A 13,477-nucleotide genomic window follows, 5' to 3' on the forward strand; every position below is an offset into this window, starting at 1 on the left:
GGAGACCTTAATGTACCTCATGCTTCTTCAGATCCTGTCGATCCTGCTCAACATCCTGTGGTGGATCATCATCGTCCAAGCGGTGATGTCGTGGCTGCTCGCCTTCAACGTCATCAACACTCACAATGAATTCGTGCGCCAGCTCTGGTATGTACTCGAACGGATCACCGAGCCGCTCTATCGCCCGTTCCGGCGCATTATGCCCGATTTCGGCGGCATCGACCTGACGCCGATGGTCGTCCTGATCCTGCTCATCATCCTGCGCGGGCCGGTGATGTCCTATCTTTACACGCTCGGCCTCAACGCCGGGTTGATCTGATGGCGGCCGAGGTCATCGACGGCAAGGCGTTCGCCGCGGCGCTGCGCCTGCGGATCGCCGACGCGGTTCCGGCGTTCGAGGCGGCGACGGGCCGCGTACCCGGCCTAGCGGTGGTGCTCGTCGGCGACGATCCGGCGAGCGCCGTCTATGTCGCCTCGAAGGGCAAGGCGACGCTCGCCGCCGGCATGGCGAGCTTCGAGCACCGGCTGCCCGCCGACGCGACGCAGGCCGAGATCGAGGAGCTCCTCCGTTCGCTCAACGCCGACGAAGCGGTCGACGGCATCCTGCTGCAATTGCCGCTACCCGGTCATCTCGACGAGCAGGCCGCGGTCGCGACGATCGACCCCGACAAGGATGTCGACGGGCTGACCCCGGTCAGCGCGGGGCGGCTCGCGCTCGGCATCGCCGGCATGGTGCCCTGCACCCCCTATGGCTGCCTGCTGCTGCTTCAGGACCGGTTCGGCGACCTGTCGGGCAAGGACGCGGTGGTGATTGGCCGCTCGATCCTCGTCGGCAAGCCGATGGCGGCTTTGCTGCTCGGCGCCAATTGCACCGTGACGATCGCGCACAGCCGGACGAAGGACCTCGCCGAACGCGTTCGCCGCGCCGATATCATCGTCGCCGCGGTCGGGCGGCCCGAAATGGTGAAGGGCGACTGGATCAAGCCCGGCGCGGTCGTCATCGACGTCGGCATCAACCGCCTGCCGCCCGCCGAGGGCGCGGCGAAAGGCCGGCTTGTCGGCGACGTCGCCTATGACGAGGCGGCGGCGGTCGCGGCCGCGATCACCCCGGTGCCCGGCGGGGTCGGGCCGATGACGATCGCCTGCCTGCTACGCAACACGCTCGTGGCCGCGCACCGCCGCGCGGGGCTCGCCGATCCGGAGGGTTTCTGATGCGTGGTCTTCCGCTGGCCGTTCTCGGCGTCGTCCTGCTCGCTGGCTGCGCGCCGCGCGGCGACATGTACAACCGCCCGCTCGGCGCCAATCCCAGCGCCTTCGTCGCCGCCGAAATCGCCTTCGCGCGGCTCGCGCAGGACAAGGGACAGTGGACCGCCTTCCGCGAGACGGCGGCGGCGGATGCGGTGATGTTCGTGCCGCAGCGGGTGAAGGCGCGCGACTGGCTCCGATCGCAGAAGGACCCCGCGACAGCGGTGAAGTGGCAGCCGCACGCGGTCTATATCAGCTGCGACGGCAATGCCGGCGCGACGACCGGCGCGTGGCAGAAGGGGCCGGCGCAGGGCTATTTCACCACGGTCTGGCGCCGCGACCCGATGAAGGGCGAAATCCGCTGGGTGCTCGACCATGGCGACGCGCTGGCGACGCCGCGCGAGGCGCCCGACTTCATCGCGTCGAAAAAGGCGGTGTGCGGATCGCGGCCCGCCGCGGCGCTGACCGCAGCCGAGGAAGGCGACGACATGGCGGTGGGCCTGTCGCCCGACCAGACGCTGAGCTGGACCTCGATCGTCCGCGCCGACGGATCGCGCCGCGTCACGGTGCGGATGTGGGACGGCAGCGCGATGACGCCGGTGATCGACGACCGGGTCGCGGCGCCGGCGAAGCCGTGATCGACCTCTTCATCTCGGCCTTCGTCACGCTGTTCGTGGTGATCGACCCGCCGGGCTGCGCACCGATCTACGCCAGCCTGACCACGGGCGCGAGCGCGGCGCAACGGCGGTCGATGGCGCTTCGCGCGACCCTGATCGCTGGCGCCATCCTCGTCTTCTTCGCGATGTTCGGCGAAGCGCTGCTGAGTTTCCTCCACATCGACCTCGACAGCTTCCGCATCGCGGGCGGGATCATGCTGTTCATCATCGCGATCGACATGGTGTTCGAAAAGCGCACCGAGCGGCGCGAGCAGCGGGCGGAGAAGCTGCGCTCGACCCCCGAGGTCGAGGACGTCTCGGTCTTTCCGATGGCGATGCCGATGCTGGCGGGGCCGGGCTCGATCGCTTCGGTCATGCTGCTCGTCGCGCAGAACAACGGGCTCGACCGCGCGCTGGTCATCTTCGCCGCGCTGCTGCTCGTGCTCGTGATCACGCTCGCGGCGTTGCTGACGGCGGGGCCGCTGATGCGGCTGATCGGCAACAAGGGCGAGGCGGTGATCACCCGGCTGCTCGGCGTGCTGCTCGCCGCGCTTGCGGCGCAGTTCGTGATCGACGGGCTGAAGGCGAGCTTTCCGAGCCTGGGGTGATAGGCTTTCCGCTGCGCGGAAAGCGCGGCACCGGCCCGCTCCCCCGCCCGGCCTCCCAACAGCGTATCCTGAAATGGGAGGCCGGGCGGGGGAGCGGGCCGGTGCCGCACCCGGCGACAGCCGGATATGTTACCGCGCCGCGTTGACGTCGCTCTGCGTCACCGGCGCGATGCGGATTTCGACGCGGCGGTTGCACTGGCGGTCGGCCTCGCTCGTCTCGGGCGTGCATTTGAGCTGCGATTCGCCATAGCCCATCGTCGCCATGCGCGCGCGCTGGACGCCACGGGTGCCGAGATAATCGGCGACCGATGCAGCGCGACGTTCGGACAGGCCCTGGTTGTAGCTGTCGCTGCCCGACGAATCGGTGTGGCCGTAGATGTCGATATAGGTGCTCGGATATTCGCTGAGCGTCGAGGCGACGCTGTCGAGCGCGCTGCGGAACTGGCTCTTCACCACCGCGCTGTTGAGGTCGAAGGTGACGTCGCCCGGCATGTTGAGCACGAGCTGGTCGCCCTGGCGTTCGACGTCGATGCCGGTGCCCGCGGTGCGTTCGCGCAGCTTCTTTTCCTGCTGGTCCATATAATAGCCCGCGCCCGCGCCGGCGACCGCACCGATGCCGGCGCCGACGATTTCCTCGGTACGGCTGTTCTTGCCGCCGATCAGGTCGCCGAGCAGATAGCCGCCGAGCGCGCCGCCGACACCGCCGATCGCGGCCTTCGAAATCTTCTTCTCGCCGGTGACGGGATCGGTGACGCAGCCGCTGAGGACGAGCGCGCCGATGCCGGCGAGGGTGGTGAGCTTGATCATCTTGGTCTTCATCGTGTCGCTCCCTTTTTTCCGGCGGCGCGCCATCCCGCTCGCCGCCATTCCATCCCGATAACAGATGGCCCGGCAAGTGGTTCCAAAATCTTGCTGAACCGCGCCTGACCTCCCGGGCCGCGGCGCCATTGTGCAACGCGGCGGCTTTGTCCTATAGGGACGCGATGACCGAAGATTGCCGGGGCCAGGCGCGATCGCGCCCGCTGCACATCCCATGACCCCCTTTCCCTGGAGCGACGTGGCGATCATCGCCGTGCTGATCCTCCTCAACGGCGTCTTCGCCCTGTCCGAACTCGCGATCGTCTCGGCGCGCGGCCCGCGGCTGCAGGCGGCCGAAAAGCGGGGCAGCCGCGGCGCCAAGATCGCGCGCCAGCTCGCCGCCGATCCGGGGCGCTTCCTGTCGACCGTCCAGGTCGGCATCACGCTGATCGGCATCCTCGCCGGCGCCTATTCGGGCGCGAGCCTCGGCCAGCCGGTCGCCGACCGGTTGCAGGCGGCGCTCGACCTCGACGCCGAAAGCGCGCGCAACGCGGGGTTCGCGGTCGTCATCGCCGTCACCACCTATTTCTCGCTGATCGCGGGCGAGCTGGTGCCCAAGCAGTTCGCGCTGCGCGCACCCGAAAACATCGCGATCGTCATGGCGGTGCCGATGCTGTGGCTGTCGCGCATCGCGGCGCCGCTCGTCTGGCTGCTCGACACCAGCTCGGGCCTCGTTTTCCGCATCCTCGGGCTCAAGCGCGAATCGGAGGACCGGGTGACCGCGGAGGAACTGCACCTGATCGTCGCCGAAGCGTCGAAATCGGGGGTGATCGAGGAAAGCGAGCGCGCGATCATCTCGGGCGTCGTGCGCCTCGCCGACCGCCCGGTGCGCGAGGTGATGACGCCGCGCATCGACGTCGACTGGATCGACATCGCGTCGGACGCCGACGCGGTGCGGGCGAAACTGCTCGAGACCCCGCACACCCGCCTGCCGGTCGCGCGCGGCTCGGTCGACGATATCGTCGGCATCGTCCAGGCGCGCGACATCGCGGGGGCGCTGTTTCGCGGAGAGGCGCTCGACCTCGAGACGCTGATCCGCCGCGCCGCGGTGATCCACGACCAGATCGATGCGATGGACGCGCTCGAAAGCCTGCGCGTCGCCGAGGTGCCGATGCTGCTCGTCCACGACGAATATGGCCATTTCGAAGGGCTGGTGACCCCCGCCGACCTGCTCTCCGCGATCGCGGGCGAGTTCGCGTCGGACCAGGACATCGGGAGCGAGCCCTTCGTCACCGAGCGCGACGACGGCAGCCTGCTGATCGCGGGATCGATGCCCGCCGACCAGATGGCCGAGCGGCTGGGGATCGAGCTGGGCGACGACCGCGACTATGCCACCGCGGCGGGCCATGCGCTCGCGATCCTCAAGCATCTGCCGACCGAAGGCGAGAGCTTCACCGACCATGGCTGGCGCTTCGAGATCGTCGACATGGACGGGCGCAAGATCGACAAGCTGCTGGTCAGCGCGATTCGCAGGCCGAAGGAAGGCGTGGCCGAAGGCTAGGCCCGGAGCGCGATTTTGATCCTAAGTTGTCAAACTTGCCACTCCCCTCGGGTATAATGATACCCGTCCGAGAATTTGCGGCACCGATGCGCCCCTGTGCGGCCCCGCGGATGTTCACGAAGCGAAAGAGCCGATGCGAGAGGCTGGCACGGCGCGATCATGTAGGAAAGCGGTTTTTCGGGGTAATGCCGGCTTTGGGGTGGGGAGCGGCCATCCATTCACCATCATCATCCCGGACTTGATCCGGGATCCCGCTTTTTAAGGCATCGACTGGTTTCGGCATCCAGCGGGACCCCGGATCAAGTCCGGGGTGACGATGGAAGAAGAATCGCGTTTCTATCGGCAATCCTCTCGTGGCCTCCGGCTTTCGCCGGGGATCACATCGGATAGGACCGAAATCGCCCGCTAGCAGCCCGCTATAGCTCCCCGCCGAGCGCGCCGTACTTCGCCTCGAAGCCGGCCTTGTCGCCGCGCGCGAGATAGCTGGCCTGGTCGACCCAATTGTCGCGGGTGATGCGGCCCGAGAAATTGCCGAGCTGGGGATCGATCGCGGCGATATCGGCGTCGGTCCAGGCGGCGATCTGGTCGAAGCGGGTGACGCCGAGGTCGTTCAGCAGCGCGACCAGCTTGGGGCCGACGCCCTTGAGCAATTGCAGATTGTCGGTTTTGCCCGCGGCGGGTGCGGGTGCGGGTGCGGGTGCGGGGGGTGGCGGTGCGGCGGGTTCGGGGGCGGGGGGCGGCGGAGCGGCCTCGACCGGTGCGGGCGGCGGGGTTGGCGCCGGGGCAGGGGCGGGCGTTGCGGCCTTCCTGAACGCGGGCTCGGCGGCGACGATGTCGGGCTTCGCCGGTTCGAGCGGCTTGGCGGGCTGCGCGGGTTCGATCGCCGGCGGCGCGATATCCTGCGGTCTCCGCCGCGCCGCGAGCCACCAGACAAGCGCGATGACGACGATCAGCACGACGAGCGCGACGATCCAGTTTTCCTGAAGCCAAGTCATGGGATTCTGCTCCTCATTTTCGTGCTCCCGCGAAGGCGGGAGTCCAGAGCGTCATGGCAGCTTGCGCTACTCTGGGTCCCCGCCTTCGCGGGGACACGTTGAAAGATCTAGATATCGAACAGGCTTGGCTCCGTCCAGCCTTGCTACTCGGCCTCGCGCGCGACCTCGCGCCAGCCCCTAGCGCGCCTCGCGGGCGACCTCGCGCCAGCCGATATCGCGGCGGCAGAAGCCGGTTCCGAAGTCGAGCCGGTCGACCGCGGCATAGGCGCGCGCCTGCGCCTCGGTGACGCTCTTGCCCGTCGCGGTGACGTTCAGCACGCGCCCGCCCGCGGCGACGATCGCCCCGTCCGCTCGCGCGGTGCCGGCGTGGAAGACGCGAACGCCGCCCGCCTCGGCATCGGCGATGCCGCGGATCGCGCCGCCCTTTTCGGGGGTGCCCGGATAGCCGTTCGCCGCCATCACCACGGTCAGCGCATAGTCGTGCGCGAAGGCGGGCGGGGTCGCATGTCCGAGATCGCCCGTCGCCGCGGCGTGGAGCAGCGCGGCGAAATCGCCGGCGAAGCGCATCATCAGCACCTGGCATTCGGGGTCGCCGAAGCGGCAATTATATTCGATCAGCTTCGGCCCCGCGTCGGTGAGCATCAGCCCGGCGAAGAGGACGCCCACATAGGGCGTACCCTCGGCGGCGAGCGCGCCGACCGTCGGGCGGATGATGCGGTCCATCACCGCGGCTTCGAGATCGGGAGTCAGGACGGGCGCGGGGCTGTAGGCGCCCATGCCGCCGGTGTTCGGCCCGGTGTCGCCGTCGCCGACGCGCTTGTGGTCCTGCGCGCTGCCGAACGCCATCACATCGGTGCCGTCGGAGAGCGCGAAGAAGCTCGCCTCCTCGCCGGTCATATATTCCTCGATCACCACCTCGGCGCCCGCGCCGCCGAAGGCGCCATCGAACATGTCGTCGATCGCCGCCGCGGCCTCTTCGCGCGTTTCGGCGATGATCACGCCCTTGCCCGCGGCGAGGCCGTCGGCCTTGATCACGACGGGGATCGCAAAGCCTTCGAGAACGGCGTGCGCTTCCTCGGCGGAGGTGCAGCGGACATAGGCGGCGGTCGGGATGCCGGCGCGCGCGCACAGATCCTTGGTGAAGCCCTTCGACCCCTCGAGCCGCGCCGCGGCGGCGGAGGGGCCGAAGGCCGGGATGCCGATGTCGCGCAGCCGGTCGGCGAGCCCGGCGACGAGCGGCGCTTCGGGACCGACGACGACGAAGTCGATGGCGTGCGCGCGGACGAAGGCGATCAGCCCGTCCAGATCGTCGGCGGCGACGCCCACGCATTCGGCAAAGGTTTCGATCCCCGGATTGCCCGGCGCGGCATAGAGCTTGCGGCAAGACGGCGATTGCGCCAACTGCCAGCTCAGCGCATGTTCGCGGCCCCCCGAGCCCACCAGCAGGATATTCATGTCCATTCCTTTTCCCGATCCGGCGTCCGACGAAGACCCCGCGGCGCGGCTGTTAGCCGAGGCGGCGTCGGGCGACAATGTTAGTCGGTCGCCGTCCGGCGACAATGCTCCCGCGCTTTCGGTCAGCCAGTTGTCGGCGGCGATCAAGCGCACGGTCGAGGACGGCTTCGCGCGCGTGCGGGTGCGCGGCGAGCTGTCGGGGACGAAGCGCGCGGCGTCGGGGCATTTCTATGCCGGGCTGAAAGACGATAATGCGCTGATCGACATGGTGATGTGGAAGGGGCAGGCGGCGCGACTCGCCTTTCGCCCCGAGGACGGGATCGAAGTGATCGCGACCGGCAAGCTCACCACCTATCCCGGCCGCTCCAAATATCAGCTCGTCGTCGAAAGCCTCAAGGTCGCGGGCGAGGGCGCGCTGATGCTGCTCTTCGAGAAATTGAAGGCGCGGCTCGGCGCCGAGGGGCTGTTCGACCGGGAGCGCAAGCAGCGGCTTCCCTATCTGCCGCGGACGATCGGCGTCGTCACCTCGCCCACGGGCGCGGTGATCCGCGACATCCTCCACCGCCTCGCCGACCGCTGCCCGACGCGGGTGATCGTCTGGCCGGTGCTGGTGCAGGGCGAGGGCGCGGCGGCGCAGGTCGCCCATGCGATCCGCGGCTTCGATGGCCTTGCGCCCGGCGGGCCGGTGCCGCGCCCCGACCTCGTCATCGTCGCGCGCGGCGGCGGCTCGATCGAGGACCTGTGGGCGTTCAACGAGGAGATCGTCGTGCGCGCGATCGCCGACTGCCGCATCCCGACGATCAGCGCGGTGGGGCACGAGACCGACGTGACGCTCGCTGACCATGCCGCCGACGTGCGCGCGCCGACGCCGACCGCCGCGGCCGAGATGGCGGTGCCGGTGCGCGCCGAGCTGATGGCGCAGCTCGCGACGTGGCGCGGGCGGATGATCGGTGCGGCGACCCGGGCGCAAGCGCTGGGCGGCGAGCGCCTTGCCGCGCTGGCCCGCCACCTGCCGCGGCGCGAGGCGCTCTATGCGCCGCAGCGCCAGCGGCTCGACGATGCCGAGGGCCGGCTCGACCGCAGCCAGCGGCACCGGCTGGCGGTGACCGCCGAGCGGCTCGCGAGCCGGTCCGCGGCGCTGCGCCCGGCGCTGCTCGCGCGGGCGTGGGACCGCGACCGCGCCCGGCTCGAGGGGCTGGCGCGGCTGCTCGCCTCGCTCGACCCGCGCGCGCTCCTGTCGCGCGGCTATGCGATGGTGCGCGATGCTGGCGGGGCAATCGTCACCCACGCCGCGGCGGCGCGCGCCGCGGGACATCTGCGGCTCCAGTTCGCCGACGGCGAGGTGCCGGTGGCGGTCGCGGACGGAGATGCGCCGCCGCCCTCTTCTCCGCCGAAGCCCGTGCGCAGGGCTCCGCCAGCGTTGCCAGGCAAGGGGCAGGGGGAATTGTTTTGAGGTAAGGTCGCTTTGGGGTGGATTTGAGCCATTCCCCTCCCTTTTAGGGAGGGGTTAGGGGTGGGTGCGCGAGCGGAGCGAGCCCACGAAAGAACGCCGCCTTCGGCGGCTACCCACCCCCAGCCCCTCCCTAAAAGGGAGGGGAGAGGTATGTCCGCAACCGGTCGCAAGCGGACACACCGCAAGCGGCATGATCCTCTAATTCGGCGGCGAGCGGGGGTGGCCGCGCGGCGCGATGCTGCTATAGTCGTCCGCCCGATACGTCTCTTCCCGATGGATATGCCCCCATGCTGATCGCCAGCCGCAACCGCCTCGCCCGCCTCCAGTACGGACCCAACGGGTTCCGCATCCTGTCGCCGGGCGACCATGTGCTGTGCGCGGTGACCGGCGCGCCGATCGGGCTCGACGAGCTGCGCTACTGGTCGGTGGCGCGGCAGGAGCCCTATGCCACCGCTGCCATCTCGGTGCAGGCCGCGCTCGACCATCAGGCATGAGGGTGCGGTTCGGGCCGCGCGCCGCCGCGGCATTGCCGCTCCTGCTGATCGCCGCAAGCTGCGTGCCGCCCGCCGCGCCTGTTTCCGCCGAGCCGGCAGCGGCTGCGGACGTTCCGGCGTCGGCTCCGCAGCCAGCGACCGAAGTGCCGATGACCTATGGGACCTTCCTGCTATTCGGGAAGCCCCAACAGGGCGGCATCCTCACCGGGCAGGCGCCTCGCGGTGCGCAGCAGGTGACGTTCAACGGTCTCGCGGTTCCGCTGGCAGCCGACGGCCAATTCCTCATCGCCTTCGACCGCGACGCGCCCGCGACCGCGCAACTCGTCGCGATCTTCGCCGATGGTCGTCGCATCGAGCATCCAATCGCCGTCGCCGCGGGCAGCTGGCGGATCGAGCATATCAACGCGCCCTGGCGCGGCGGCGCGGCGAGCGATGCCGAGTTCGCGCGCCGCCGCCCCGGCGAGCTCGCGCAGATCGTCGAGGCGCGCCGCGTCGATCACGACGTCGACGGCTGGCGCCAGTCCTTCCGCTGGCCCGCGACCGGGCGCCTGTCGGGCTTCTTCGGGTCGCAGCGCGTCTATCAGGGCAAGCCCGGCGCCTATCACAGCGGCACCGACATCGCGGTGCCGGCGGGCACGCCTTTCTACGCCCCCGCCGACGGGGTTGTCGTGCTCGCGGCGGCGACGCCCTTCACGCTCGAGGGCAATCTCCTGATGATCGATCACGGCATGGGGCTGAACAGCGCCTTTCTCCATTGCCAGCACCTCGAGGTGAAGGTCGGCGACCGGGTGGTGCAGGGGCAGCGGCTGGGGACCACCGGATCGACCGGACGTGCCACCGGCCCGCACCTCCACTGGGGACTCAAATGGCGCGACGCGCGGCTCGATCCGGGCACGCTCGCGGGGCCGATGCCGCGCTGAGGATTTTGCTGCACTGCAGCAAAACCGGTAACGACTGAAACAAAATGTCGCGAAACGGGCGGCGCCAGCACATTGTATTTCGCCGCTTCTCGCGGATGTTGCAAATACGTCACAATGGCCCGCGAAACCGCAAAAATGGCGGGGAATTTCCTTTACTCAAAATGAATGAGGGGTCATCCCGCAGCCTATCGGGGTGTCTCGCGCGCTGGGCAGGGAGTCTGCGCGCGCAATTCATTCAGGTATCATAGCCACCAGTAGCAAGGGACTGCACTGTGAAGAAAACTCACTTTTCGAAGCTGAAAATGAGCGCCGCGCCCATCGTCATGGGTATCGCGCTGGTTTCGGCTCCTGCGTTCGCGCAGGATGCGCCGGCCGACGAGGGCGCGGCCACCTCCGACGACACGATCGTCGTCACCGGCTCGATCCTCCGTCGCACGGACACGGAAACGCCGTCGCCGGTCACCGTGCTTAGCTCGGAAACGCTCCAGGAGCGCGGCATCAACACCGTCGCCGACGCCGTTCAGCGTCTGTCGGCCAACGGCGCGGGCACGATCACCCAGGGCTGGAACACCGGCTTCAACTTCGCGTCGGGCGCGAATGCTCCGGCGCTGCGCGGCCTGACCGTGCAGGCGACGCTGTCGATTTCCGACGGCCTGCGCATGGCTCCCTATCCGCTCGCGGATGACGGCCAGCGCAACTTCGTCGACCTCAACACCATTCCCAACGCCGTCGTCGACCGCATCGAAGTGCTGCGTGACGGTGCGTCGTCGACCTATGGCGCCGACGCGATCGCGGGCGTGGTCAACATCATCACCAAGAAGGAAATCCAGGGCCTCCATCTCGGCGGTTCGGTCGGCATTTCGCAGCGCGGCGATGCCGGCGAGCAGCGCGTCGACGTGACCTGGGGCTACGGCGACCTCGCCGACCAGGGCTTCAACTTCTACGTCAGCGGCGAATATCAGAAGCAGGACGCGCTCTATGCGCGCGACCGCGGCTATCCGTTCAACACCCAGGACTGGACCGGCGTTTGCGGCGCGAGCGGCAGCTGCCTGCCCAACCTGAACTGGAACGGCTACACCCCGGAAGACGGATCGTTCAACGGCCTGATCAGCATTCCCGGCGTGACGCTGGTCCGCCCCGGCTCGGCGACCAACCCGCTGACCGGCGCCGGCCGGTTCGAATTCCTGAACCCGGCTGCCGGCTGCCGCGGCTACAACATGCACCAGAACATCGGCACGTCGACGACCGCACCGCTTGCGGGCGTCTGCGAAGTCGATTTCCAGAACGACTATATCATGTTGCAGCCCGACATCGAGCGTAAGGGCCTGACCGCGCGCTTCACCGCCAATGTCGGCGACAATGCGCAGCTCTATGCGATCGCCAACTATTATCAGACGAAGAGCCACGCGTCGTTCACGCCGCTCGGCTTCAACGGCACGCCGACGCCGCCGAACAACGGCGCGCTGGCGTACAACGTCATGCTGCCGGTCTATGTCTGTAACACGGGCGTCGGCACCGCCGACGGGCTGAACACGGGCTGCGACGCGACCAACGGCGTGCTCAACCCGTACAACCCCTATGCCGCTGGCGGCCAGACGGCGCAGGCGTTCCTCCGTTCGACCCGCGGCCGCACGGTCGACACCAACTCGCGCGCGCTGCGCGGCGTGCTGGGCATCGACGGCAGCTTCGGCGACGACTGGCGCTATTCGGCCAACTTCACGGCGTCGGAAGTGCGCCTGAAGCGTTCGCAGGAAAACTACTACATCCCGCAGCGGATCATGGATGCCGTCGCGCGCGGCCAGATCAACTTCAACGATCTGGAAGCCACGCCCGACGACGTCTGGGACTTCATCGGCCCGCGCCAGCAGACGACTTCGGTGTCGCAGCTGTGGCAGGTCCAGGCGACCATCGCCAAGGATCTGTTCGAGCTTCCGGGCGGTCCGCTGCAGGCGGCGGTCGGCGTGTCGTATCGCGACGAATCGATCGACGCTCCCAGCGCCAACCCCGGCACGCTCGGCAACCAGTATGATCGCTACTACAGCATCAACTCGGTCGGCACCGCGGGCAGCCGCAACGTGAAGTCGGCGTTCTTCGAACTGAGCGCGCCGATCATCGACCAGCTCGAACTCGGCGCTTCGGGCCGCTACGACGATTATTCGACGGGTCAGTCGAACTTCTCGCCGAAGCTCAGCCTGAAGTTCACGCCGATCCCGCAGGTCGCCATCCGCGGCACCTTCTCGAAGGGCTTCCGCATCCCGAGCTTCAACGAGAGCTTCGGTCTGCCGACCACGGGTTATGTGACGCGCACGGTCAACTGCACCACCTTCGCGGCCTTCTGCGCGGCGCACGGCAACAACGCCTATGCGACGGGCAACTACTCGCTGGGTCTGACGCAGGTCGGCAACCCCGATCTGGATCCCGAAAAGTCGACGGCCTTCACCGCCGGCGTCATTTTCGAGCCGATCCGCAACGTCAGCCTGACGGTCGACTTCTGGCACATCAAGGTCAAGAACCTGATCACCGGCGTCACCGACACGAGCGCGGCCGAAGCGGCTTACTATGCCAACAACGGCGTGGTGAACATTCCGGGCATCACCGTTCTTCCGGGTCAGCCGGATCCGGCGTTCCCGAATGCGCTTCCGGTCATCGGCTTCATCCAGTCGTCGTTCACCAACCAGGACCAGCAGACGGTCAGCGGCATCGACTTCGGTGCCCGCGCCAGCCTGCCGATCGGCAGCTCGCTGACCTGGCGCACCGACTTCGACGCTTCGTACATGCTGAAGTACGAGCTGAAGACCGACGCCGGCGACGTGCTGCGCTACGACGGTACGCTCAGCCCCTGCAACATCACGTCCTGCTCGGGTTCGCCCAAGTGGCGCGCGACGTGGCAGAACACGCTGGAGTTCGGCGATACCGCGGTCAGCCTGACGGCCTATTACACCAAGGGCTATGACACGGCGTCGATCGACTTCGGCGGCATCAAGGGCGATTGCGCGTTCAACGCGGCCAATGGCACCTCGACGCACGCTTACCTCGACGGCACGCCGGTCAATTGTAAGACCAAGGACATCTGGAACCTCGACCTGACGGTTTCGCAGAAGATTGGCGACAAGTTCACGGTTTACGCGAACGTCCTCAACCTTCTCGACACCAAGCCGCCGTTCGATCCGGACTCGGCCTATGGTCTGTTCGGCTTCAACCCGGCTTGGGCTGGTCCGAACATCCTGGGTCGTTACTTCCGCATCGGCGCGAAGGTCGACTTCTAAGTCAAGGACTTGTAGGAAGGTGGGCG

Annotated in this window: 12 protein-coding genes; 9 read left to right on the forward strand and 3 right to left on the reverse strand. The window is 68.2% G+C overall.

Annotated features, from left to right (window positions below; all coding sequences use genetic code 11):
* Positions 1-10 precede the first annotated feature (10 nt).
* From CD928_RS08590 to CD928_RS08605, 4 genes are read left to right on the forward strand one after another with little or no spacing between them, the layout of a single operon-like run.
* A complete protein-coding gene (locus tag CD928_RS08590) occupies positions 11-319 on the forward strand; it encodes a YggT family protein (protein WP_095386688.1) in 309 nt (102 codons plus the stop codon).
* Complete coding sequence (gene folD / locus CD928_RS08595; protein WP_095386689.1) at positions 319-1,212, forward strand: bifunctional methylenetetrahydrofolate dehydrogenase/methenyltetrahydrofolate cyclohydrolase FolD; 894 nt, start codon at positions 319-321, stop codon at positions 1,210-1,212. The genes CD928_RS08590 and folD overlap by 1 nt, the downstream gene beginning before the upstream one ends.
* A complete protein-coding gene (locus tag CD928_RS08600) occupies positions 1,212-1,883 on the forward strand; it encodes a hypothetical protein (RefSeq protein WP_095386690.1) in 672 nt (223 codons plus the stop codon). The genes folD and CD928_RS08600 overlap by 1 nt, the downstream gene beginning before the upstream one ends.
* Entirely contained in the window at positions 1,880-2,509 is a 630-nt protein-coding gene (locus CD928_RS08605) for a MarC family protein (protein ID WP_095386691.1), read from the forward strand. Before CD928_RS08600 ends, CD928_RS08605 begins: the two co-directional genes overlap by 4 nt.
* A 129-nt stretch (positions 2,510-2,638) precedes the next feature.
* On the opposite strand, the gene CD928_RS08610 is transcribed toward CD928_RS08605, so the two are convergent.
* The gene (locus CD928_RS08610) at positions 2,639-3,328 is read right to left on the reverse strand and encodes an OmpA family protein (RefSeq protein WP_095387339.1); all 690 of its coding nucleotides are present in this window, start codon (positions 3,326-3,328) and stop codon (positions 2,639-2,641) included.
* A 214-nt stretch (positions 3,329-3,542) separates the two neighbouring features.
* Here CD928_RS08610 and CD928_RS08615 point away from each other — a divergent pair, with 214 nt between their 5' ends.
* On the forward strand, positions 3,543-4,868 hold the full coding sequence (locus CD928_RS08615; protein ID WP_095386692.1) for a hemolysin family protein: 1,326 nt from the start codon (positions 3,543-3,545) through the stop codon (positions 4,866-4,868).
* 416 nt (positions 4,869-5,284) lie between these two features.
* Here CD928_RS08615 and CD928_RS23370 read toward each other — a convergent pair whose 3' ends face one another.
* Both CD928_RS23370 and purD read right to left on the reverse strand, forming a co-directional pair.
* Positions 5,285-5,863 carry a hypothetical protein gene (locus tag CD928_RS23370; RefSeq protein WP_095386693.1) on the reverse strand — a complete coding sequence of 193 codons (579 nt, stop codon included), beginning with the start codon at positions 5,861-5,863 and terminating at the stop codon, positions 5,285-5,287.
* A gap of 177 nt (positions 5,864-6,040) precedes the next feature.
* Entirely contained in the window at positions 6,041-7,318 is a 1,278-nt protein-coding gene (purD, locus tag CD928_RS08625) for a phosphoribosylamine--glycine ligase (RefSeq protein ID WP_095386694.1), read from the reverse strand.
* On the opposite strand from purD, the gene xseA reads away from it, so the two are divergent.
* The 4 genes from xseA (at position 7,317) to CD928_RS08645 (ending at position 13,451) form a co-directional block, all read left to right on the forward strand.
* Entirely contained in the window at positions 7,317-8,771 is a 1,455-nt protein-coding gene (xseA, locus tag CD928_RS08630; RefSeq protein WP_095386695.1) for an exodeoxyribonuclease VII large subunit, read from the forward strand. The two genes, purD and xseA, sit on opposite strands and share 2 nt — an antisense overlap.
* Positions 8,772-9,058: 287 nt before the next feature.
* The gene (locus CD928_RS08635) at positions 9,059-9,265 is read left to right on the forward strand and encodes a DUF2093 domain-containing protein (protein ID WP_095386696.1); all 207 of its coding nucleotides are present in this window, start codon (positions 9,059-9,061) and stop codon (positions 9,263-9,265) included.
* 149 nt (positions 9,266-9,414) lie between these two features.
* The gene (locus CD928_RS08640; RefSeq protein WP_255247141.1) at positions 9,415-10,185 is read left to right on the forward strand and encodes a M23 family metallopeptidase; all 771 of its coding nucleotides are present in this window, start codon (positions 9,415-9,417) and stop codon (positions 10,183-10,185) included.
* Positions 10,186-10,487: 302 nt separating this feature from the next.
* Positions 10,488-13,451, forward strand: coding sequence for a TonB-dependent siderophore receptor (locus CD928_RS08645; RefSeq protein ID WP_095386698.1), 2,964 nt, complete (start codon positions 10,488-10,490; stop codon positions 13,449-13,451).
* Positions 13,452-13,477: the final 26 nt, after the last annotated feature.

The sequence above is a fragment of the Sphingopyxis sp. GW247-27LB genome, from assembly GCF_002277025.1.
In the GTDB taxonomy this organism is placed as follows: Bacteria; Pseudomonadota; Alphaproteobacteria; order Sphingomonadales; family Sphingomonadaceae; genus Sphingopyxis.